Source organism: Ralstonia mannitolilytica (assembly GCF_000954135.1).
Lineage (GTDB): Bacteria > Pseudomonadota > Gammaproteobacteria > Burkholderiales > Burkholderiaceae > Ralstonia > Ralstonia mannitolilytica.
The window spans coordinates 3,017,642-3,039,987 of record NZ_CP010799.1; the positions used below are offsets into that span (position 1 = coordinate 3,017,642).

Here is a 22,346-nt window from a genome sequence, read left to right on the forward strand (position 1 = left end):
GCTGACGGGCATGACCAAGCGCTACCCGAGCGTGGTCGCCAACGACGGCGTCAGCCTGACTGTCGCGCCGGGCGAAATCCATGCCGTGCTGGGCGAAAACGGCGCCGGCAAATCGACGCTGATGAAGATCATCTTCGGCGCCGTGCAGCCTGACGCCGGCGAGATGCAGCTCGACGGCCAGCGCGTCGAGATCGCCAATCCGCACCAGGCGCGCGCGCTGGGCATCGCCATGGTGTTCCAGCACTTCTCGCTGTTCGACACGCTCACGGTGGCGGAGAACATCCTGCTCGGCCTGCCCGCAGGCACCGACCTGCGCGACGTGGCTGATCAGGTGCGCAGCACGGGCGAGAAATACGGCCTGCCGCTGGAGCCGCATCGCCATGTGCATACGCTTTCCGTGGGCGAGCGCCAGCGCGTGGAAATCGTGCGTGCGCTGCTCACCAAGCCGCGCCTGCTGATCCTTGACGAGCCGACCTCGGTGCTGACGCCGCAGGCGGTCGAAAAGCTCTTCGTGACGCTGCGCCAGTTGGCCGCAGAAGGCACGAGCATCCTCTACATCAGCCACAAGCTCGACGAGATCCAGGCCCTGTGCCACACCGCCACGGTGATGCGCATGGGCAAGGTCACGGGCGTGTGCGACCCACGCCAGGAAACGGCGGCGTCGCTGTCACGCATGATGATCGGCGGCGAGCCTCCGCGCGAATTGCGCCCCCAGACCACACCGGGCGAGGTGCGCATGGAGGTGGCCGGCCTGTCGCTGCCCAAGGCCCACGCCTTTGCAACGGAGCTGCGCGACATCGCGCTGCAATTGCGCAGCGGCGAGATCGTCGGCATCGCCGGCGTATCGGGCAACGGGCAGCAGGAACTGCTGGCAGCCCTGTCTGGCGAGGACACGCGTGCCTCGGCACAGACGATCAGCATCGGCAACGAGCCGGTCGCCAAGCTGGACCCGCGTGCGCGCCGCAAGCGCGGGCTGTCGTTCGTGCCGGAAGAGCGCCTTGGGCGCGGCGCCGTGCCATCGCTGTCGCTGGCGGCCAATACGTTGCTGACGCATCAGCGTGCACCCCAGGTGCGCGGCGGGCTCATCGACAAGAAAGCCGCCGCCAAGCTGGCTACCGCCATCATCAGCCGGTTTGGCGTGAAGGCCGGCGGCCCGGACGCATTGGCCAAGAGCCTGTCGGGCGGCAACCTGCAGAAATTCATCGTCGGCCGCGAAATCGAATGCGCGCCGCGCGTGCTCATCGTCGCGCAACCCACCTGGGGCGTCGACGTGGGCGCCGCTGCCCAGATCCACAACGAAATCCTCGCGCTCAAGGCGGGGGGCTGCGCCATCCTCATCGTGTCGGAAGAACTCGACGAACTCTTTGCGCTGTGCGATCGCCTGCACGTGATCGCCAACGGGCGCCTCTCGCCCTCCACGCCCACGCACGCCACCGACCGCGAACAGATTGGCCTGTGGATGAGCGGCATGTGGGACAAAGCGTCGGTGCCGGCCGCCGCCAGCTCGGAGGTGGCCCATGGCTGACGTCATGCATGGCAGCCGCCTGGCGCTGCCGGTTTCGCTGGAACTGCGCGCCATTCCGTCGCGCACCATGGCTTATGCCTCGCCGCTCATCGCGCTGGTGCTGACGATGGTGTTCGGCCTGCTGCTGTTCGCGCTGCTGGGCAAGGATCCGGTGGCGGGCCTGCGTGTGTTCCTGGTCGAACCGCTGGTCAGCAAGCGGGCGATCGGTGAAGTGCTGCTCAAGACCGTACCGCTGGTGCTGTGCGCGCTGGGCTTGTCGGTGTGCTATCGCGCCAACGTGTGGAACATCGGCGCGGAGGGGCAGCTCATCGTGGGCGGCATCTTTGCAGCGGCCACCATCATCTACTTCGATACGCCGACGCCCGCCATCCCCGGCGGCTTTGCGCTGGTGCTGGCCATCGTTGCCGGCCTCGTCGGCGGCGCGCTGTGGGCGGCGATCACCGCGCTGCTGCGCGATCGCTTTCATGCCAACGAGATTCTCGTCTCGCTGATGCTCACGTACATCGCGCAGTTGCTGCTGCTGTACGTGGTCAACGGGCCGTTGAAAGACCCGAACGGCATGAACTTCCCGCAGTCGATGGTGTTCGATTCCGCGTTCGTTCTCCCCACGCTGGTGGCCGGCACGCGCCTGCACGTCGGCTTCCTGTTCATGCTCGTGACGACGGCGGCGATGACGTTGTTCGTCTTCCGCAGCTTTGCGGGCTATCGCCTTCAAGTCGGTGGCCTGGCACCGCAGGCCGCGCGCTATGCAGGTTTCTCGTCGCGGGCGGCGCTGTGGACGGCGTTGCTGGTGTCGGGCGGCCTGGCAGGCATTGCCGGCGCCTTCGAAGTGACCGGGCCGATCGGGCAACTGCTGCCATCCATTTCCCCCGGCTACGGCTTTGCCGCCATCGTGGTGGCGTTCGTCGGGCGCCTGAATCCGGTGGGCACCGTGCTGGGCGCGATCGTGATGTCGCTCTTCTATATCGGCGGCGAGCTTGCGCAATCGCGCCTGGGGCTGCCGTCGGCCATTACCGGAGTGTTCCAGGGGATGCTGCTGTTCTTCCTGCTCGCCTGCGACACGCTCATCGAATACCGCCTGCGCTGGCGCGCGCACCACTGATATGGAAAGTCTCGCTCCCCTGATCGCCGCGTCGATCAACGCCGGCACACCGCTGTTGTTGGCCGCCCTGGGCCTCTTGATGAACGAGCGCTCCGGCGTGCTCAACCTCGGCGCCGAAGGGATGATGCTGGTGGCCGCCGTAGCGGGCTTCATGGTCGGCTACCAGACGCAGATTCCGCTGCTGGGTTTTGCTGCCGGCGCGATTGCCGGCATGGTGATGGCGTCGCTGTTTGCATGGCTGGCGCTGGTGCTCGTCACCAACCAGGTCGCCACGGGCCTCGCCCTGTCGATTTTCGGCACCGGCTTGTCGGCCTTCATGGGCCAGCGCTTTGTCGGCATGTCGCTACCGGCGCAGGCGCACGGCATCGCTGGGCTGGAGTCGATCCCGTTTGTCGGCCCCGCCCTCTTCGCGCACCACTGGATGGTCTATTTCAGCCTGCTGCTGTGCGGCGCGATTGCGTGGTTCCTGTTCAAGACGCGTGCTGGCCTCACGCTGCGCGCGATCGGGGAATCGCCGGAGTCGGCGCACGCGCTCGGCTATCCGGTACGCACCATCCGCTTTGGCGCGTTGCTGTTCGGCGGCGCATGCTGCGGGCTGGCGGGCGCATACCTGTCGCTGGTCTACACGCCGATGTGGGTGGAGAACATGGTCGCCGGCCGGGGCTGGATTGCCCTTGCGCTGACCACGTTTGCCACCTGGCGCCCGCTGCGCATCCTGTTCGGTGCGCTGCTGTTCGGCGGCGTGACGATCCTGCAATTCCACCTGCAAGGGATGGGCGTGTCGGTGCCGTCGCAGATTCTGTCGATGGCGCCGTTTGCGGCCACCATCGTCGTGCTGGCCATCATCTCGCGCAATCCGGACTGGATTCGCCTGAACATGCCCGCATCGCTTGGCAAGCCGTTCCGCCCCGGGGCTGCCTAAACTGCATGCAGCCTCAGCTTCTGCATTCCGCTTTTATCTGCTTCAACACAGTCAACGAGCCACACAACAGGAGAAATCGATGAACGTTACCCGCAGGATCACGCTGGCCGCCCTGGCCGCCGGCGCTGCCCTCACCCTCTGGGGTTGCGGCAAGTCCAATGACAACGCGGGCGGCAATGCCGCGCCGGCCGCATCGTCGGCCCCCGCCGCTGCCGCACCGGCGCCGGCCAATGAGCCGCTGAAGGTTGCATTCGTCTACGTCGGCCCCGTGGGCGACGCGGGCTGGACGTACGCCCACGACGCCGGCCGCAAGGAGGTCGAAGCCAAGTTCGGCGACAAGGTGAAGACGTCGTTCGTCGAGAACGTGCCCGAGAGCGCCGCCGACGCCGAGCGCGTGTTCCGCGATCTCGCCACGCAGGGCAACAAGGTCATCTTCGGCACGAGCTTCGGCTTCATGGAATCGATGCTCAAGGTCGCCAAGGAATTCCCGGACGTGAAGTTCGAACACGCCACCGGTTTCAAGACTGCGGACAACCTCGGCCAGTACGACGTGCGCACGTATGAAGGCGCCTACCTGGCAGGCGTGGTGGCCGGCAAGATGAGCAAGTCCGGCAAGCTGGGCGTGGTGGGTTCGGTGCCCATCCCCGAGGTGATCCGCAACATCGATTCGTTCACGCTGGGCGCGCGCAGCGTCAACCCGAAGGCCACCACGCGCGTGGTCTGGGTCAACAAGTGGTTCGACCCGGGCAAGGAGCGTGAAGCTGCCACCACGCTCATCGGCCAGGGCGTCGATGTGCTGATGCAGAACACCGACTCCGCTGCCGTGGTGCAGACCGCGCAGGAGAAAGGCGTCTACGCCATCGGCTGGGACAGCGACATGACCAAGTTCGGCGAGAAGGCCCACCTGGCCGCCTCGATGAACAAGTGGGGCGTGTACTACACCAAGGTCGTCGGCGACGTGCTCGAAAACAAGTGGAAGCCGGAAACCGTGTGGTGGGGCTTGAAGGAAGGCGCCATCGACCTGGGCGCCTACAACGCTGTGGTGCCGGAAGACGTGAAGACGCTGATCGAAACCCGCAAGAAGGGCATCATCGACGGCTCGGCACCGATCTGGAAGGGTCCGCTCAAGGACAACACCGGCAAGGAAGTCCTGCCCGCCGACAAGGTCGCCGACGACGGCTTCCTGCACGGCATCAAGTTCTACGTGGAAGGCGTGGAAGGCAAGATTCCGGGCTAAGCGGCACTCGCTTCGGCAAGAAGCCGGCACCTCGCATGGGGGCCGGCTTTTTTCATGCGCGATGCGCTCCGATCTTGAAAACCGGGCCGCCTGCCCAAGCTGATACGATGGTCTGCCGGCCCCAACCCACCATGTGACGCCGGCTTTTCATCCAGGAGGCCGCGATGTTCGGACGACTCTTCCGCCTGTGGAGCGTGGTGCGCAATGACGTGCGCCTGCTGTGGTTTGCGCTGCGCCATCCGGGGGCGCCGTGGTGGCTCGCACCGGCGGCGCTGCTGCTCGTCGGCTACGTGCTGTCGCCGGTCGACCTGGTGCCGGATGTCATTCCGGTGCTGGGATGGGTCGACGACATCGTGCTGGTGCCGTTTGCCCTGCACATGCTGCTGCGCGCCCTGCCGTCCCGCGTGCGCGATGACGCGCGCTTTGCCGCCGCCCGGCGGGTGAAGCCGAGCGGGCGGTAAGTTCTGCCCTTACGGCAGGAGGATCGTCGAACCGGTCGTCTTGCGCGACTCGAGATCGCGGTGTGCCTGCGCCGCATCTGCCAGTGCGTAACGCTGGTGGATCTCGATCTTCACCTTGCCGCTGCCCACCACGTCAAACAGCTCGGCCGCCATCGGCTCGAGCAGATCGCGCCGCGCGGTGTAAGTCATCAGCGTGGGGCGCGTGATCTTGAGCGAGCCCTTCGCGCTCAGCACGCTCAGGTCAACCGGCGGCACGGGGCCCGACGCGTTGCCGTAGGTCACCATCATGCCGCGCGGCGCCAGGCAATCCAGCGAGCCGGCAAACGTGTCCTTGCCGATCCCGTCGTAGACCACCGGCACCCCCTTGCCGCTCGTGATCTCACGCACACGCTCGGTGAAGTTCTCGCGCGTGTAGACGATGGTGTGGTCGCAGCCGTGCGCGCGGGCCAGTTCGGCCTTGGCGTCGCTGCCCACCGTGCCGATCACCGTGGCGCCGAGGGCCTTCAGCCACTGGCATGCGATCAGGCCCACGCCGCCTGCGGCTGCATGAAACAGCACCGTATCGCCCGGCTGAACGCGATAGCTGTCACGAAGCAGGTATTGCGCGGTCATGCCCTGCAGCATCATCGCCGCGCCGGTTTCGAAGTCGATGGCATCGGGCAGCCGCACGAGGATATCCGCCGGCATCGTCCGCATCTGGGCATAGGCGCCGGTCGGGCGGCCCGCGTAGGCCACGCGGTCACCGGGCTTGACGTGCGTGACGCCCTCGCCCACGGCTTGCACCACACCCGAGGCTTCCATGCCGATGCCGCCCGGCAGCGGCTGCGGATACAGCCCGGTGCGGAAATAGACATCGATGTAGTTCAGGCCGATGGCGTGCTGCTTGATGGTGGCCTCGCCGGGGCCTGGCGCCGGCACGTCGACATCGACGAGCTGCATCACTTCCGGGCCGCCGGTTTCAAAGATGCGGATGGCTTTGGCTTGGGTCATGCGTGGATCTCCTTCGGGTCGGGCTGCACCAGCTGCAGGGCGGACATCACCAGGTCGGCGGTCGCCAGGTTGGTGGCGCAGGGAATGTTGTGCACGTCGCACGCGCGCACGAGCGCGTTGATGTCGGGTTCGTGCGGCTGCGGCGTCATCGGGTCGCGCAGGAAGATGACCGCGTCGACACGGCCTTCAGCAAGCTGCGCGCCGATCTGCAGGTCGCCGCCCCATGGGCCGGACAGCATGCGCTGCACGGTCAGGCCGACCTCCTTCTCCAGCCGGCCGCCGGTGGTGCCCGTCGCCAGCAGATCGCATTGCGAGAGAAAGGCTTGGTGCGTCTGCGCGAACGCCACCATGTCGTCTTTCTTGTGATCGTGCGCGATCAGGGCGATACGGCGGCGTTTCAGGGGGGCGCTCTCGGGCGTAAGGGTCGTCATCGTGGTTGGCTCAGAAGGTGCCAGGGTATGCGCCGCCATCCAGCAGGATGTTCTGCGCGTTCAGGTAGCCGGCGTGCTGGCTGCACAGGAAGGCGCACACGGCGCCAAATTCGGCCGGCTGGCCAAAGCGCCGCGCCGGGTTGCCCTGGCGCTTGCGCTCGTAGTTGTCTTCGGCGCTGATGCCCGCTGCCTTGGCGCCGGCTTCCAGCGTCTTGGCCAGGCGGTCGGTCTCGAACTGGCCCGGCAGCAGGTTGTTGACGGTCACGCCGTGCTTGGCGACCTCGCGCGCCAGCCCCGCCACAAAGCCGGTCAGGCCGGAGCGCGCACCGTTGGACAGGCCCAGCACATCGATCGGCGCCTTCACCGCACCGCTGGTGATGTTGACGATGCGGCCCCAGCGGCGCTCGATCATCTTGTCGACGGTCGCCTTGATGAGCTCGATGGGCGTGAGCATGTTGGCATTCAGTGCGGCGATCCACGCCTCGCGGTCCCAGTCACGGAAGTTGCCCGGGGGCGGTCCGCCCGCGTTGTTGACGAGGATGTCCGGCGAGCCGCCCAGGCGCTCGCACGCGAGCAGCGCCTGGGCGCGGCCTTCCGGCGTGGTGATGTCGGTTGCCACGGCCTCCACGCGCACGCCATGTGCGCTGCGGATGCGGTCAGCCGCGGCCTGCAATGCCTCGGCGCCGCGCGCGACGATCACCACGTCCACGCCTTCCGCTGCCAGTGCATCGGCGCAGGCGAAGCCCAATCCCTTGCTCGCGCCGCACACCAGCGCGCGCTTGCCTTTCAAGCCCAGATCCATCCTGCCTGACTCCTCTTGAGGTTTATTTTGGCGAACCGCCGGATTGACCGCCACGGCGGGACAGCAGCGCCATGCCCGCCAATACCAGCGCACTACCGGCGATCTGCCACAGCGTGATCGGCTCGCCCAGCAGCCACCAGCCCAGCAGCAGCGTGGAGACCGGTCCGATCATGCCCGCCTGCGAGGCCACCGGCGCACCGACGCGCGCCACGGCCATCATCGTGAGCGTGACCGGCGCCACGGTGCAGAACACCGAATTGATGGCCGACAGCCCATACACCTGCCACGGCAGCACCAGCGCATGCACCGGCCTCAGCACCAGAAACTGGACGATGCACGCCACCGTCGAGACGCACATCGCATAGGCCACGAGCCGCATCGAGCCGACGCGCTTGACGAGCTCGCCGCTGGCCAGCAGGTAGATGCCGTAGCTGATGGCGCTGGCGAGCACCAGGCCGCCGCCGAGCCACACGTTGCCGCCGCCCAGATCGAGATCGTGCGCGAACACCAGCACGATGCCCGCGTAGGCGAGCGCCAAGGACGCCCACTGCAAGCCGGTAATGCGCCGCTTGAATACCGTCGCCGTGATCAGCAGCACGAATGACGGCGTCAGGAACAGGATCAGCCGCTCCAGCCCTGCCGTGATGTATTGCAGGCCCAGGAAGTCGAGGAAGCTCGAGAGGTAGTAGCCGATCAGCCCCAGGCCGACGATGCGCCAGCGATCGGCCGGGGCCAGGGGCGCAGCCCGCCGCGATTGCCACCAGCCCATTGCCATGAACAGCGGTGCGGCCAGCAGCATGCGCAGCGTGATCACCATGACGGCATCCACCTGATACCGGTACATCAGCTTGGCGACGATGGCCTTGGCCGAGAACAGCACGGCGCCCACGGAGGCAAGCAGCAGGCCGCCGGTGTCGGTGGGGCGCGTGGAGGTGGAAGACGCAGAGGACGCGGTGGTCACAGCGGGGAGCGCGAGGCGGGTTGGCAAGCGCGTCGATTGTATTTGAATTCAACAAATCGTTCCGGGCGGGGTGCAGCCTGCGTGGCACGGCTTTCGCTTGGGCGCGCCCAGGACCGCCGTACAATCGCGCCTGCATTCCGGACTATCACAACGACAACGGATTCCACATCGACATGAGCCAAACCACCTCCCCCGCCTACTCCGGCGGCGCCAGCGGGGCGCCGGACCCGACACTCTGGAACGAGGACCTCAACCCCACCCCGCCGGCCGCCCGCACCTGGACGGCCGCCAACTACGCCGCCCTGTGGGTGTCGATGGTGGTGTCGGTGCCCGCCTACATGCTGGCCTCCGGCCTGATGAGCGAGGGGATGAACTGGTGGCAGGCGGTGCTGACGGTGTTCCTCGGCAATCTGATCGTGCTGGTACCGATGGTGCTGGTGGGACATGCGGGCACCAAGTACGGCATCCCCTTCCCCGTGCTGGTGCGTGCGTCGTTTGGCGTGCGCGGCGCGCAGTTGCCGGCCATCCTGCGCGCGATCGTGGCGTGCGGCTGGTTCGGCATCCAGACGTGGCTGGGCAGCCAGGCCATCTACACCATCCTGAACGTCATCACCGACAACATGCTGGTGGGCGGCAACATCCCCGGGCTGGGCATCAACCCGGGCCAAGGGTTCTGCTTCCTGCTGTTCTGGGGCCTGCACATCTGGCTGATCACCCGCGGGCTGGAATCGATCAAGCGTTTCCAGGCGCTGGCCACGCCGCTGCTGATCCTGGCGGCGCTGGGGCTGGTGTGGTGGGCGTACACGAATGCGGGCGGCTTCGGGCCGATGCTGTCGGCGCCATCGGCCTTTGCCGAGGGCGGCAAGCGCGCGGGCGAGTTCTGGGGCTTCTTCTGGCCGTCGCTGACGGCCATGGTCGGCTACTGGGCCACGCTGGCGCTGAACATTCCCGACTTCACCCGCTTCGCGCGCAGCCAGCGCGACCAGCTCGTCGGCCAGGCCATCGGCCTGCCGGGGCCGATGGGGCTGCTGGCGCTGGTGGCGGTGCTGGTCACCTCGTCCACCGTGGTCATCTACGGCCAGGCCATCTGGGATCCGGTCACGCTGGCCGGCAAGATGACGGGCCCGTCGGTCATCGTCGCGCTGCTGGCATTGATCACCGCCACGCTGATGACGAACATCGCCGCCAACGTCGTCTCGCCGGCATATGACTTCTCGAACCTGGCGCCGCATCGCATCTCGTTCCGCATCGGCGGCTACATCACCGCGGGCATCGGCCTGGCGATGATGCCTTGGAAGATCCTGGAGACGACCAAGGGCTACATCTTCACGTGGCTGGTCGGCTACGGGGCGCTGCTAGGCCCGGTGGCCGGCATCATGATGGTCGACTACTTCCTGGTGCGCCGCACGGTGCTCAAGACCGGCGAGCTGTTCCGCCTGGACGGCCCCTATGGCTACGGCAACGGCTGGAACGGCCGCGCGATTGCGGCGCTGGTCATCGGCGTGCTGCCGAACCTGCCGGGCTTCTTCAAGCAGGCCGGGTTCGTTTCCAGCGTGCCGGGCGTCTTCGAGGCGCTGTACACGTATGCGTGGTTCGTGGGGCTGGCGATCTCCGCCGTGGTGTACGTCATCCTGATGCGCGGCCGCCGATAGACCATTCGACTCTCCGGGTGGGGCCCGCCGTACAATGCGCCCCATCACCGCATTCCCGTCTTCCCGCCTTGCCATGAAACAAGACCCGCGCTTCCCGAACCTGTTCATCCTCGATCACCCGCTGATCCAGCACAAGCTCACGCACATGCGCGACAAGGACACGTCCACGCGCACGTTCCGCGAGCTGCTGCGCGAGATCACGCTGCTGATGGGCTACGAGATCACACGCAACCTGCCGCTCACCACGCGCCACATCGACACGCCGATGGGTCCGATGAACGCGCCCGTCATCGCGGGCCGCAAGCTGGCCGTGGTGCCGGTGCTGCGCGCGGGCGTGGGCATGAGCGACGGGCTGCTGGAACTGATTCCGTCCGCGCGGGTCGGCCACATCGGTGTGTACCGCGATGATCAGCATCGCCCGGTGGAGTACCTCGTGCGGCTACCCGACCTGGAAGAGCGCACGTTCATCCTGTGCGATCCGATGGTCGCCACGGGCTACTCGGCCGCGCACGCGATCGACGTGATGAAGAAGCGTGGCGTGCCGGATGAGAACATCCTGTTCCTCGCCCTCGTGGCCGCCCCCGAGGGGGTCGAGGTCTTCCAGAAGGCGCACCCGGGCGTGAAGCTCTTCGTGGCCTCGCTCGATTCGCACCTGGACGGCAACGCGTACATCATCCCGGGCCTGGGCGACGCAGGCGACCGCCTGTTCGGCACGAAGAACTGATCGCGACAGGTTCTGCGCAAACGAAGACAGCCGGCACTGCCGGCTGTTTGCTTCTGGGCGCGGCAAACGCTCAGCGCTTTTTCGATCCGCCCAGGATGCTGCCCAGCACACCGCGTACGATCTCGCGCCCGACCGTCGAGCCGATCGTGCGCATGGTCGACTTGGCCAGCGTTTCGACAATCGAATCGCCACGCCCGCTGCGGCCGGTGCCCTTGGTCAGGATCGAACCCACTTCGCCGAGCCAGCCGCCGCCTTCCTGCGCAGGCGCCGTCGGCGCGGGGGCGGGCGCGGGCGCCGAACCTGCCGAGGCGCCGAAGTCCGTGCCGATCGTGCCCGGCGCGGGGGCGGCCGCCCCATTGCCGTCCGGCCCCACGCGGCCCTTGAGCTTTTCGTAGGCGGATTCGCGGTCGATGGCGGTGTCATAGCGGCCGGCCACCAGCGAGTTCGCGAGCAGCGCCTTGCGCTCGTCGTCCGAAATCGGCCCGATGCGCGATGCGGGCGGCACGACAAACGCGCGCTGCGTCACCTCGGGGCGCCCGCCCTCGTCGAGCAGCGAGATCAGCGCCTCGCCCACAGCCAACTCGCTGATCGCCTGTTCGATGCTGAACTCCGGGTTCGCGCGCATCGTGGTGGCCGCGGCCTTGACGGCCTTCTGGTCACGGGGCGTGAAGGCGCGCAGCGCGTGCTGCACGCGGTTGCCCAGCTGGCCGAGCACCGTGTCCGGCACATCGGCCGGGTTCTGCGTGACAAAGTACACGCCCACGCCCTTCGAGCGGATCAGCCGCACGACCTGCTCCACCTTCTGCAGCAGCGACGGCGGCGCATCGTTGAACAGCAGGTGCGCCTCGTCAAAGAAGAAGGCGAGCTTTGGCTTGTCGAGGTCGCCGACTTCAGGCAGATGCTCGAACAGCTCGGACAGCATCCACAGCAGGAACGTGGCATACAGCCGTGGCGCGTTGAGCAGCTTGTCCGCCGCCAGGATGTTGACCACGCCCTTGCCGCCGATGGTCTGCATAAGGTCGTGGATGTCGAGCATCGGCTCGCCGAAGAACCGGTCGGCGCCCTGCTCTTCCAGCGCGATCAGGTTGCGCTGGATGGCGCCGATGCTCGCCGACGAAATATTGCCGTACTGGTTCGTGTAGTCCGACGCGTGCTCGCCGACGTGCTGCAGCATCGCGCGCAGGTCTTTCAGGTCGAGCAGCGCAAGGCCCGAATCGTCTGCGATCTTGAAGACGAGGTTGAGCACGCCCGTCTGGATGTCGTTGAGCTCGAGCATGCGCGACAGCATCAGCGGGCCCATGTCGGACACCGTGGCCCGCACGGGGTGGCCGCGCTCGCCGTACACATCCCACAGCGTGACGGGGCAGGCGGCCCATTGCGGCTCGTCCAGGCCGCGCTCCTGCAGGCGCGCCTTGAGCTTGTCGTTCGACTGGCCGGGCTGCGAAATGCCGGTCAGATCACCTTTGACGTCGGCCAGGAACACGGGCACGCCGATGTTCGACAGGCCCTGCGCGATGGTTTGCAGCGTCACCGTCTTGCCGGTGCCGGTGGCACCGGTAATCAGGCCATGCCGGTTGGCGAGCTGGGGCAGCAGCACCAGCTCGGTCTTGGCGTTCTTGGCAATCAGAATGGGATCGGTCATGGCGTTCAGACGTGGATCAATCGGAGGATGGCGCACCCGCGGCTAGACCGGACGGACGGCGCGGCGGTCGGGTTCAGCATGCTAAAATCCGCGACCGATTATAGAGCGTGCAGGTGGCGTCGGACCGCCATCTGCGCGCCAGATTCCACTGCATTCCGCTCGGAGAGTTTCATGGCCGGTCATTCCAAATGGGCCAATATCAAGCATAAGAAAGCCGCTGCCGACGCCAAGCGCGGCAAAGTTTGGACACGCCTGATCAAGGAAATCACCGTGGCGGCCCGCCTGGGCGGAGGCGATGCCGACTCCAACCCCCGCCTGCGCCTGGCCATGGACAAGGCCACCGACGCCAACATGCCCAAGGACAACATCCAGCGCGCCATCCAGCGCGGCGTGGGTGGCCTGGAAGGCGCGAACTACGAAGAAATCCGCTACGAAGGCTACGGCATCAACGGCGCCGCCGTCATCGTCGACTGCATGACCGACAACCGCACGCGCACCGTGGCCGAAGTCCGCCACGCGTTCGACAAGCACGGCGGCAACATGGGCACGCAGGGGTCGGTGGCGTTCCTGTTCGACCACGTCGGCCAGTTCATCTTTGCCCCGGGCACGCCCGAAGACAAGCTGATGGACGCCGCGCTCGAAGCAGGCGCCGACGACGTCGTCACCAATGAAGACGGCTCGCTCGAGGTCATCTGCCCGCCGAACGATTTCGGCAAGGTCAAGACCGCGCTCGAAGCCGCCGGCTTCAAGGCCGAACTGGCCGAAGTCATCATGAAGCCGCAGACCGAAGTCGAGTTCACCGGCGACGACGCGGTCAAGATGCAGAAGCTGCTCGACGCCCTGGAGAACCTGGACGACGTGCAGGAAGTCTTCACCAACGCGGTCATCGGGGAATAAGCCCCGGACGCGCGCATAACGGCGATCGACCTCACGATCGCCGTTTTTGTTTTTCAGATTTCGAATCGGATTTGCAATCTCAGGTAGGTACAGCATGAAAGTGATGGTCGTCGGTTCGGGCGGACGGGAGCACGCCCTGGCATGGAAGCTGGCACGCTCGCCCAAGGTGCAGGTGGTGTACGTGGCGCCGGGCAATGGCGGCACGGCGCTCGACAAACGCCTGCAGAACCTGCCGATCACGGACCCGGAAGTGCTGGCCGCCTTTGCCGAGCGCGAAGGCATCCATTTCACGGTGGTGGGCCCCGAGGCGCCGCTGGCCGCCGGCATCGTCGACCTCTTCCGCGCCAAGGGCCTGCGCATCTTCGGCCCGACGAAGGCGGCGGCGCAGCTCGAATCGTCGAAGGATTTCGCCAAGGCGTTCATGCAGCGCCACGGTATTCCGACCGCCAAGTACCAGACCTTCAGCGATGCCGCACAGGCACATGCCTACGTCGACCAGGAAGGCGCCCCCATCGTCATCAAGGCCGACGGCCTGGCTGCGGGCAAGGGCGTGGTCGTGGCCATGACCGCTGAAGAAGCGCACGGCGCCATCGACATGATGCTGGCCGACAACCGCCTGGGCGACGCCGGTGCTCGCGTGGTGATCGAAGAATTCCTCGCCGGCGAAGAAGCGAGCTTCATCGTCGTGTGCGACGGCAAGAACGTGGTGGCGCTGGCCACGAGCCAAGACCACAAGCGCCTGCTCGACGGCGATGCCGGCCCCAATACGGGCGGCATGGGGGCCTACTCGCCCGCGCCGGTGGTCACGCCGACGCTGCACGCCCGTGCGCTGCGCGAAATCATCCTGCCGACCATCCGCGGCATGGAGAAGGACGGCATCCCGTACACCGGTTTCCTGTATGCCGGCCTGATGATCGACGCCGACGGCAACCCGAAGACGCTCGAGTTCAACTGCCGCATGGGCGACCCGGAAACGCAGCCCATCATGGCGCGCATGAAGACCGACCTGTTCGACGTGCTCGACCGCGCCATCGACGGCAAGCTCGACGGCATGGAGCTCGACTGGGACCGCCGCACCGCGCTGGGCGTGGTCATGGCCGCCCACGGCTACCCCGACGCCCCGCGCAAGGGCGACGTCATCACCGGCATCCCGAAGGAAACCGAGGACAGCGTCACGTTCCACGCGGGCACCACGCTCAAGGACGGCGAATTGACCACGAGCGGCGGCCGCGTGCTGTGCGTGGTCGGGCTGGCCGACTCCGTCAAGGCAGCGCAGCGTGCAGCCTACAGCGTGGTCGAGCAGATCCGCTTCGACGGCGCCCAGTACCGCACCGACATCGGGCATCGCGCCATTCGCCACTGAGCCCGCCACGCAATCGTCACTTGATGCCGCGCCTCGCACGCCGGGCGCGGCTTCCGTCACCTCGGGTGATCCCCACCCAGCTGTAAGCGGCTCGCCCGCTACAATGGTGACAACCGCATGACTTGGCCGCCCGGGCGGCCCCCTTCCCAACTGATGGATACCCAAGCCGTCCGCGACTACCTGCTGGACCTGCAGGACCGCATCACCACCGCCGCAAGCACGCTCGACGGCGGCACGTTCGCCACCGACGCGTGGGAGAAGCCGCCCACCGAGCGCCTGCGCGGCAGCGGCCGCACCCGCATCCTGGAAGGCGGGGCGCTGCTCGAGCGCGGCGGCGTCGGCTTCTCGCACGTGATGGGCGACACGCTCCCGCCGTCCGCCACCGCAAACCGGCCGGAGCTGGCCGGACGCGGTTTCGAGGCGATGGGCGTGTCGCTGGTTTTCCACCCGCGCAACCCATACGTGCCGACCGTGCACATGAACGTGCGCTGCTTCGTCGCCAAGCGCCCCGATGCGGAACCCGTCTGGTGGTTCGGGGGCGGCATGGACCTGACGCCCTATTACGGCTTCAAGGAAGACGCCACGCACTTCCACCGCACGTGCCAGAGCGCCCTCGCCCCGTTTGGCGACGACCTCTATCCGCGCTTCAAGCGGTGGTGCGACGACTACTTCTATCTGAAGCACCGCAAGGAAGCACGCGGCATCGGCGGCATTTTCTTCGACGACTTTGCCGAACTCGGTTTCGAGCGCAGCTTCGAGATGATGCGCTCCGTGGGGGATGCCTTCCTGCCCGCCTGGCTCCCCATCGCCGAGCAACGCCGCGCCACGCCCTACGGCGAGCGCGAGCGCGCATTCCAGGCCTATCGCCGCGGCCGCTACGTCGAATTCAACCTCGTGTTCGACCGTGGCACGCTGTTCGGCCTGCAAAGCGGCGGGCGGACCGAATCGATCCTGATGTCGATGCCGCCCGTGGCCAACTGGCGCTACGACTGGCAGCCGGAGCCGGGCTCACCCGAAGCCGCGCTCTACACCGATTTCCTGCCGGCGCGCGACTGGGTATGACGCTTCCCGCCTTCGCCCGCCCCGCGCTTGGGCGTCCTTATCGTCTCGGCCTGCTGGGCGGCACGTTCGATCCGCCGCATGTCGGCCACATCGCCCTGGCCGAGCTGTGCATCGCGCGGCTTGATCTCGATGAACTGCTGTGGATTCCGACCGGCGTGTCGTGGCAGAAAGCCGCCGACATCACGCCCGCTCCGCTGCGCCTGGCCATGACCGAGTTGGCCGCCAGGGCGGTGCGCGGCGGGCGCGCCAAGGTCCATGCGAGCAGCATGGAAGTCGACCGCCATGGCCCCAGCTACACGATCGACACCGTGCGCGAATTGCGCGGCGTCTATGGCCCCGACACCTCCATGGCGTGGCTGATGGGCGCCGACCAGCTCGTCGGCCTGGACACCTGGCACGGCTGGCAGGACCTGTTCGAATACGTGCACCTGTGCGTAGCCACACGGCCCGGTTTTGACCTGCAGGCGCTGCACGCGCCGGTGCAACGCGAACTCGACGCACGCCGGGCCGATGCGGCATTGATACAATGCGCACCCGCCGGGCACATGTGGATCGACCAGACCCTGGCCGTCGATCTGTCGTCCACCCGCCTGCGCCAGCGGCTCGCCGCCGGCGAACGCTGCGACGCCGACCTGCCCGCCGGGGTGGCCGACCTGATCCAATCGCATTCGCTGTACCGCCGTGCCGACGGCACGGTCAATGCTTGACCGCGTGATTGACCGCTTTCACGCACCTTTTCCCTGACCTTTTCTCGCCCTTAAACGTTCTTCTCAATCAGCATGGATATTCGCAAACTACAACGCGTGATCGTCGACGCGCTCGAAGACGTCAAGGCGCAAGACATCAAGGTCTTCAACACGACGCACCTGACCGAGCTGTTCGACCGCACGGTCATCGCCAGCGGCACGTCGAACCGTCAGACCAAGGCCCTCGCCGCCTCCGTGCGTGACGCCGTCAAGGAAGCCGGCGGCCACATCATCGCCGTGGAAGGCGAAGACGTGGGCGAGTGGGTGCTGGTCGACTGCGGCGACGCCGTGGTCCACATCATGCAGCCGCAACTGCGCCAGTACTACAACCTGGAAGAGATCTGGGGCGACAAGCCGGTGCGCATCGAACTTGGCGGTACCGGCAAGCGCGGTCTGCCCAAGGCCAGCGAAGGCTACGACGACGAGGAAGACGAGGCCGAAGACGTCACGCCGGCCAAGCGCCGCACCACCAAGCCGAAGCTCGCCGGCGAACGCCCGACCAAGGCAGCGGCACCGGCCAAGAAGGCGCCTGCCAAGACGGCCGCCAAGAAGCCCGCCACCAAGCGCGCAGCCGGCACCGCCAAGTCCGCCACGAAGACCGCTACCAAGACCGTCGCAAAAACGGCAACCAAGACGGCAGCCAAGCGCGCGTCGTAATCCCGCGCCGGGCCTTCCGCCATGCAGTTGCTGATCATCGCAGTCGGGCACAAGATGCCGTCCTGGATCGAGGACGGCTTCTCGGAATATGCCAAGCGCATGCCGCCCGAACTGCGCATCGAACTGCGCGAGATCAAGCCCGAGCAGCGCTCGGGCAGCCGCACCGCCGCCACCGTCATGCAGCTCGAAGCTGCACGCATCGAGGCCGCGCTGCCGAAGGGCTGCCGCATGATCGCGCTGGATGAGCGAGGCAAGGACCTCACCACCGTCGCGCTGGCTGAATCGCTCACCGGATGGCAGCAGGAAGGCGGTGACGTGGCCTTCGTGATCGGCGGTGCCGACGGGCTGGACCCGGCGCTCAAGGCCAAGGCGCGCATGCTGATGCGACTCTCCAGCCTGACCCTGCCGCACGGCATGGTGCGCGTGCTGCTGGCCGAGCAGCTCTACCGCGCGTGGAGCATCACGCAAAACCACCCGTACCACCGCGTATGACCATGGACGCGCCGGGCGCGCCGCACCTCTATCTCGCTTCGCAAAGCCCGCGCCGGCAGGAACTGCTGCGCCAGATCGGCGCGCGCTTCGCGTTGCTGCTGCCCGATGGCGACGAAGACGCCGAAGCGCTGGAGGCCGTCCTCCCCGGTGAGACGCCCGACGACTATGTCCAGCGTGTTTGCGCGTTGAAGGCGCAAGCCGCCGTGCGCCGACGCGCCGCCCGCCACCTCCCCGCGCTGCCGATCCTCACGTCCGACACCACGGTGTGCCTGGATGGGGAGATTCTCGGCAAACCGGCCGATGCCGCCGATGCGCACCGCATGCTGCGCGGTATGTCCGGACGTGAACACCGCGTGCTGACGGCCGTCACCGTCGTCAGGACCGACGGCACGCCCATGCACGCATTGTCCATTTCCGACGTGCGCTTTGCGGTGCTGACGGACAACGACATCGCCCGCTACATCGCCAGCGGGGAGCCCTTCGGCAAGGCCGGCGCCTACGGCATCCAGGGGCGCGCCGCCGCGTTTGTCTCCCATATTTCGGGAAGCTATTCGGGTATCATGGGCCTACCCTTGTTCGAGACCGCCGCACTGCTCGCGCAAGCAGGCATCACGCTGTAATTCGCCCTCTGACCGGCCGCGGACCCACGCTCCGGACAGCGTGCGGAAGCTGGTTTCAAGACACGCTTCGGGCAGCCCGACCCGGCCCAGAGGCGGGTGCTGAAACCCGCTCTCCAGGTATCCCCATGTCCGAAGACATCCTCGTCAACATCACGCCGCAAGAAACGCGCGTGGCCATCGTCCAGCAAGCCGCCGTCCAGGAGCTCCACATCGAGCGCACGCTCACGCGCGGCCTCGTCGGCAACATCTACCTGGGCAAGGTGGTGCGCGTGCTGCCCGGCATGCAGTCGGCGTTCATCGATATCGGGCTGGAGCGCGCGGCGTTCCTGCACGTGGCCGACATCTGGCACCCGCGGGACGCCAAGGACGCCCCGCCGACGCCGCAGGTGGCCATCGAAAAGACGCTCTTCGAAGGCCAGGCGCTGATGGTGCAGGTGATCAAGGACCCGATCGGCACCAAGGGCGCGCGGCTCTCCACCCAGGTCAGTATCGCCGGCCGCACGCTCGTGTATCTGCCGCAAGATCCGCACATCGGCATCTCGCAGAAGATCGGCAACGAGGCCGAACGTGAAGCGCTGCGCGCCCGCGTGACCGCGATGGTGCCGGCGGACGAGCGCGGCGGCTTCATCGTGCGCACCATCGCCGAGGAAGCCACCGACGAAGAACTCGCCAACGATGTGGCGTACCTGCGCAAGATCTGGGCGACGATCCGCCACAACGCGACCACCCTGCCCGCGCCGTCGATCCTCTATCAGGACTTGAACCTCGCGCAGCGCGTGCTGCGCGATTTCGTGACGGACGAGACGCGCAGCATCCAGGTCGATTCGCGCGAGAACCACCAGAAGCTGATCGAGTTTGCGCAGGAATACACACCGGCTGTGGTCGAACGCCTGACGCACTACACCGGCGAGCGCCCGATCTTTGATCTCTACAACATCGAAGCGGAAATCGAGCGCGCGCTGTCGAGGCGGGTCGATCTGAAATCAGGCGGTTATCTGATGATCGACCAGACCGAAGCGATGACGACCATCGACGTCAACACCGGCGGCTACGTGGGCGCGCGCAATTTCGACGACACGATCTTCAAGACCAACCTGGAAGCCGCGCACACCATCGCGCGGCAACTGCGGCTGCGCAACCTCGGCGGCATCATCATCATCGACTTCATCGACATGGAGTCCGCCGAGCACCGCGAGGCCGTACTTGCCGAGCTGCGCAAGGCCTTGGCGCGCGATCGCACGCGCATCACGGTCAACAACTTCTCGCAGCTGGGGCTGGTCGAGATGACGCGCAAACGTACGCGGGAATCGCTCGCGCATGTGCTGTGCGAGCAGTGCCCGGTGTGCCACGGCAAGGGGCAGGTCAAGACGCCGCGCACGGTGTGCTACGACATCCTGCGGGAGATCATGCGCGAGTCGCGGCAGTTCAATCCGCGGGAATTCCGCATCCTGGCTTCGCAATCCGTAATCGATCTGTTCCTGGAAGAAGAAAGCCAGCACCTCGCGATGCTGGGGGACTTCATCGGCAAGCCGATCTCGCTGCAGGTGGAGTCGTCTGCGGCGAGCCAGGAGCAGTACGACATCATCCTGATGTAGCACCGCCGCTTCAGCGGGCCGCCTATGGTTCGACGGGCCGGCCGTGCCCCACAGGGGCGCTCGCCATGGGTTGCGCCGCGCGCGCGGTCAGACGTGGAATCTGCTCACGCATGGCGAGCAGCGCGGCCAGCACGACCAGCATCGCGATCCCAAGCATCGCAAGGTATGCCACCGCGCCACCGGCCGTGATGACAAGCGCGCCGGCAAAGGCGCTGAGGATGGCGCCGAGCCGCCCGAACGCGACAGCTGACGCCGTACCGGTCGCTCGCACGGCCGTGGGGTACACGTAGGCACACAGTGCATACATGGTCGATTGCACCGCGTTGACGAACAGCCCGTGCAGCCCGAGGCCGACGATCAGCAGGCCGGTATTGAGCCTTGCATCCACGCCCTGCAATGCGAACGCACTCGCAGCCGCGCCGACACAGCACAGCGCCATCGGCCAGCGCGAGCCCCACCGCGCAATGGCGACAGCGCACACCAGCGCGCCGATCACGCCGCCCAGGTTGTATGCCGTGAGTCCCTGCCCCGCCACCGCGACACTCAGCCCCTCGGATGCCAGCATCGTCGGCAGCCAGCTGAACGCGGCGTACACGGCCAGAAGGCACATGAAGAACGCCGCCCACAGCGCGACGGTATCCCGAGCCTGGCCCGGCGCGAACAATGCGCGAAAGCTCGCATGCTGGATCACCTTCTGGCCGGCAACATCGGTGAACACCACGGGGTGCGGCACGTCCCGCTGCATGCGCGACAGCAGCCGTGCCAGTTGCGGCCAGTGCGACTGGCGCCGCGCCAGGAAGCGAGGCGATTCCGGCAATCCGAACACCAACACAAGCCCCAGCACCACCGGCAGCGCGCCGCCAATCCAGAACAGCCCGCGCCAGCCGTAAAGCGGCAGCACGTGGCCTGCAAACAGACCGGCAAGCATGCCTCCCAAAGGCACGCAGACGATGGTGGCCGTCACGGCGAGCGTGCGGCGGCGCGCGGGCGTGAACTCCGCCGTCATGGTCGTGGAGCTTGGCAGCGCGCCGCCAATGCCCAGGCCGGCGATGAAGCGCAGCGCGGCAATCGTCGCCACGTTGGGCGCAAAGCCGATCGAGCACGTCGCAACGCCAAACACGAAAACGCTGCCGATCAACGCCCAGCGCCGCCCGAACCGATCAGCAAACAGGCCCGCCAGCGCGCTGCCCAGCCCCATGCCGATCAGACCGGCGGCGACTGCCGGGGCGAACGCATTGCGCGTGATGCCCCATTCCTTGATCAGCACGGGGATGGCGAAGCCGATCAGCTGGCCGTCAAAGCCGTCCATGACGATGGCGAACGCCGCGAGCAGCACCGCCATCTTCTGCGCGAGGGAAAACGGTCCATCGTCGAGGACCGAGCCGACGTCGATTGTGGTGGGGCTCTCGCTCATGCCGGCCTCCGCTGGGACGCCTGGCTCACCGATCTGGAACTGCACGTCATGTGGTTGTCTCCGTTGAGGTGGCGTCTGCGCGCCTTCGATTGAACAGCGGGATACCGCGTCGCCCTAAGGGGCCTGCGGATGCGGAACCTGCGCCTGCACGAGCCGCACGAGCTGCATCAGGGTCTCGGTATGCGGCACAGGCACGCTATGCCGACGCGCTACGGCTACCACGGCGCCGTTGATGGATTCGATCTCGGTCGGGCGGCCGGCCAGCACATCCTGCAGCATCGAGGGCTTGTGCCCGCGATGCGCGACGATCGCGTGCCGCACGTTGTCGTTCACCTTCGCGGCGTCAACCGTAATGCCGCTCGCACGTGCCACGGCCAGCACTTCGCCCACGATGCTCAACGCCAACGCCGGACCGTCTTCCACCGCGCCCAGCGCGTCGACGGGCCGATTCAGCACGGTGCACAGCGGATTCAGCGCGGCGTTGAAGGCGACTTTCTCCCACACGGCGCCCCACACATTGGCATCGGCCTGGCAGTTCAGACCGGCGGCGCAGAGCGTATCGACCACGCGTGCCAACATCGGATGCGGCGCGCCGTCTGCGGTCATCAGCCGGATGACGCCCGCGCCATGGGAGCGCACGTGGCCCGGGCCCGCAAGATCTGCCGGCCACGTCGTCACGCCAACGAAGATGCGCTCCTGTGGCACGACGCACGCCAGCGCCTCGACATTGCCGAGGCCGTTCTGCAGCGTCAGCACATGCGTGGATGCGCCGATGAGATGACGCACGCTGGCAAGCGCTGCCCGCGTGTGCATGGACTTGGTGAAGACGATCAGCAGATCGGGCACCTCTGTCGCGTCGCCCGGCCGCTGCGCCTGCAGGTTGCGGACCTGACGGTCACCGGTATCGGTCTCCAGTCGCAGGCCGTGCGTGCAGATGGCATGCAGATGCGCATCGTTGATGTCGAGCAGCGTGATGTGCTGGTCGGCTTCGGCCAGCAGCCCGCCAAACAGCGAGCCCATGGCACCCGCACCGAGAATGGCGATCTTCATA

Annotated in this window: 22 protein-coding genes; 15 read left to right on the forward strand and 7 right to left on the reverse strand. The window is 66.9% G+C overall.

Annotated elements, in window-relative coordinates:
- Nucleotides 1-10: 10 nt before the first annotated feature.
- The 5 genes from TK49_RS14285 (at nucleotide 11) to TK49_RS14305 (ending at nucleotide 5,247) form a co-directional block, all read left to right on the forward strand.
- A complete protein-coding gene (locus TK49_RS14285; RefSeq protein ID WP_045787905.1) occupies nucleotides 11-1,525 on the forward strand; it encodes an ABC transporter ATP-binding protein in 1,515 nt (504 codons plus the stop codon).
- Nucleotides 1,518-2,627: an ABC transporter permease gene (locus TK49_RS14290; RefSeq protein ID WP_045787291.1), complete on the forward strand. Its 1,110-nt coding sequence runs from the start codon at nucleotides 1,518-1,520 to the stop codon at nucleotides 2,625-2,627. The genes TK49_RS14285 and TK49_RS14290 overlap by 8 nt, the downstream gene beginning before the upstream one ends.
- Nucleotide 2,628: 1 nt before the next feature.
- Nucleotides 2,629-3,549 carry an ABC transporter permease gene (locus TK49_RS14295; protein ID WP_045787292.1) on the forward strand — a complete coding sequence of 307 codons (921 nt, stop codon included), beginning with the start codon at nucleotides 2,629-2,631 and terminating at the stop codon, nucleotides 3,547-3,549.
- A gap of 79 nt (nucleotides 3,550-3,628) precedes the next feature.
- Nucleotides 3,629-4,786 carry a BMP family ABC transporter substrate-binding protein gene (locus TK49_RS14300; RefSeq protein ID WP_045787293.1) on the forward strand — a complete coding sequence of 386 codons (1,158 nt, stop codon included), beginning with the start codon at nucleotides 3,629-3,631 and terminating at the stop codon, nucleotides 4,784-4,786.
- A gap of 164 nt (nucleotides 4,787-4,950) precedes the next feature.
- Complete coding sequence (locus TK49_RS14305) at nucleotides 4,951-5,247, forward strand: YkvA family protein (RefSeq protein ID WP_045787294.1); 297 nt, start codon at nucleotides 4,951-4,953, stop codon at nucleotides 5,245-5,247.
- Between the two features lie 9 nt (nucleotides 5,248-5,256).
- Here the strand turns inward: TK49_RS14305 and TK49_RS14310 are convergent, their stop codons facing one another.
- The 4 genes from TK49_RS14310 to TK49_RS14325 are packed head-to-tail and all read right to left on the reverse strand — an operon-like array spanning nucleotide 5,257 to nucleotide 8,431.
- On the reverse strand, nucleotides 5,257-6,237 hold the full coding sequence (locus TK49_RS14310) for a quinone oxidoreductase family protein (protein WP_045787295.1): 981 nt from the start codon (nucleotides 6,235-6,237) through the stop codon (nucleotides 5,257-5,259).
- On the reverse strand, nucleotides 6,234-6,668 hold the full coding sequence (locus tag TK49_RS14315; protein WP_045787296.1) for a methylglyoxal synthase: 435 nt from the start codon (nucleotides 6,666-6,668) through the stop codon (nucleotides 6,234-6,236). The genes TK49_RS14310 and TK49_RS14315 overlap by 4 nt, the downstream gene beginning before the upstream one ends.
- A gap of 10 nt (nucleotides 6,669-6,678) precedes the next feature.
- Complete coding sequence (locus TK49_RS14320) at nucleotides 6,679-7,470, reverse strand: SDR family oxidoreductase (protein ID WP_045787297.1); 792 nt, start codon at nucleotides 7,468-7,470, stop codon at nucleotides 6,679-6,681.
- 22 nt (nucleotides 7,471-7,492) lie between these two features.
- Nucleotides 7,493-8,431: a DMT family transporter gene (locus tag TK49_RS14325; protein ID WP_045787298.1), complete on the reverse strand. Its 939-nt coding sequence runs from the start codon at nucleotides 8,429-8,431 to the stop codon at nucleotides 7,493-7,495.
- Between the two features lie 173 nt (nucleotides 8,432-8,604).
- Here TK49_RS14325 and TK49_RS14330 point away from each other — a divergent pair, with 173 nt between their 5' ends.
- Together TK49_RS14330 and upp are read left to right on the forward strand one after the other, a co-directional pair.
- The gene (locus tag TK49_RS14330; protein WP_045787906.1) at nucleotides 8,605-10,083 is read left to right on the forward strand and encodes an NCS1 family nucleobase:cation symporter-1; all 1,479 of its coding nucleotides are present in this window, start codon (nucleotides 8,605-8,607) and stop codon (nucleotides 10,081-10,083) included.
- 73 nt (nucleotides 10,084-10,156) lie between these two features.
- Nucleotides 10,157-10,807, forward strand: a complete 651-nt coding sequence (gene upp / locus TK49_RS14335) for a uracil phosphoribosyltransferase (protein ID WP_045787299.1) — start codon at nucleotides 10,157-10,159, stop codon at nucleotides 10,805-10,807.
- Nucleotides 10,808-10,877: 70 nt separating this feature from the next.
- Here the strand turns inward: upp and TK49_RS14340 are convergent, their stop codons facing one another.
- Entirely contained in the window at nucleotides 10,878-12,449 is a 1,572-nt protein-coding gene (locus tag TK49_RS14340) for a helicase HerA-like C-terminal domain-containing protein (RefSeq protein ID WP_045787300.1), read from the reverse strand.
- Between the two features lie 171 nt (nucleotides 12,450-12,620).
- Here TK49_RS14340 and TK49_RS14345 point away from each other — a divergent pair, with 171 nt between their 5' ends.
- The 8 genes from TK49_RS14345 to rng all read left to right on the forward strand — a co-directional run bounded on the left by TK49_RS14345 (nucleotide 12,621) and on the right by rng (nucleotide 19,881).
- Complete coding sequence (locus TK49_RS14345) at nucleotides 12,621-13,346, forward strand: YebC/PmpR family DNA-binding transcriptional regulator (protein ID WP_045787301.1); 726 nt, start codon at nucleotides 12,621-12,623, stop codon at nucleotides 13,344-13,346.
- Between the two features lie 94 nt (nucleotides 13,347-13,440).
- Nucleotides 13,441-14,709, forward strand: a complete 1,269-nt coding sequence (gene purD / locus TK49_RS14350; protein ID WP_045787302.1) for a phosphoribosylamine--glycine ligase — start codon at nucleotides 13,441-13,443, stop codon at nucleotides 14,707-14,709.
- A 153-nt stretch (nucleotides 14,710-14,862) separates the two neighbouring features.
- Nucleotides 14,863-15,771: an oxygen-dependent coproporphyrinogen oxidase gene (hemF, locus tag TK49_RS14355; RefSeq protein ID WP_045787303.1), complete on the forward strand. Its 909-nt coding sequence runs from the start codon at nucleotides 14,863-14,865 to the stop codon at nucleotides 15,769-15,771.
- Nucleotides 15,768-16,478 (forward strand): nicotinate-nucleotide adenylyltransferase, encoded by a 711-nt coding sequence (locus TK49_RS14360; protein ID WP_045787304.1) that lies wholly within the window; start codon nucleotides 15,768-15,770, stop codon nucleotides 16,476-16,478. Before hemF ends, TK49_RS14360 begins: the two co-directional genes overlap by 4 nt.
- A gap of 72 nt (nucleotides 16,479-16,550) precedes the next feature.
- Nucleotides 16,551-17,174, forward strand: a complete 624-nt coding sequence (gene rsfS / locus TK49_RS14365; RefSeq protein ID WP_045787305.1) for a ribosome silencing factor — start codon at nucleotides 16,551-16,553, stop codon at nucleotides 17,172-17,174.
- A gap of 21 nt (nucleotides 17,175-17,195) precedes the next feature.
- Nucleotides 17,196-17,666, forward strand: coding sequence for a 23S rRNA (pseudouridine(1915)-N(3))-methyltransferase RlmH (gene rlmH, locus TK49_RS14370; RefSeq protein WP_045787306.1), 471 nt, complete (start codon nucleotides 17,196-17,198; stop codon nucleotides 17,664-17,666).
- Complete coding sequence (locus TK49_RS14375; protein WP_045787307.1) at nucleotides 17,663-18,286, forward strand: Maf family protein; 624 nt, start codon at nucleotides 17,663-17,665, stop codon at nucleotides 18,284-18,286. The genes rlmH and TK49_RS14375 overlap by 4 nt, the downstream gene beginning before the upstream one ends.
- Nucleotides 18,287-18,411: 125 nt before the next feature.
- Complete coding sequence (rng, locus tag TK49_RS14380) at nucleotides 18,412-19,881, forward strand: ribonuclease G (RefSeq protein WP_045787308.1); 1,470 nt, start codon at nucleotides 18,412-18,414, stop codon at nucleotides 19,879-19,881.
- Nucleotides 19,882-19,903: 22 nt separating this feature from the next.
- Here the strand turns inward: rng and TK49_RS14385 are convergent, their stop codons facing one another.
- Nucleotides 19,904-21,295, reverse strand: coding sequence for an MFS transporter (locus TK49_RS14385; RefSeq protein WP_045787309.1), 1,392 nt, complete (start codon nucleotides 21,293-21,295; stop codon nucleotides 19,904-19,906).
- 114 nt (nucleotides 21,296-21,409) lie between these two features.
- Complete coding sequence (locus TK49_RS14390) at nucleotides 21,410-22,345, reverse strand: ketopantoate reductase family protein (RefSeq protein ID WP_045787310.1); 936 nt, start codon at nucleotides 22,343-22,345, stop codon at nucleotides 21,410-21,412.
- Nucleotide 22,346: the final 1 nt, after the last annotated feature.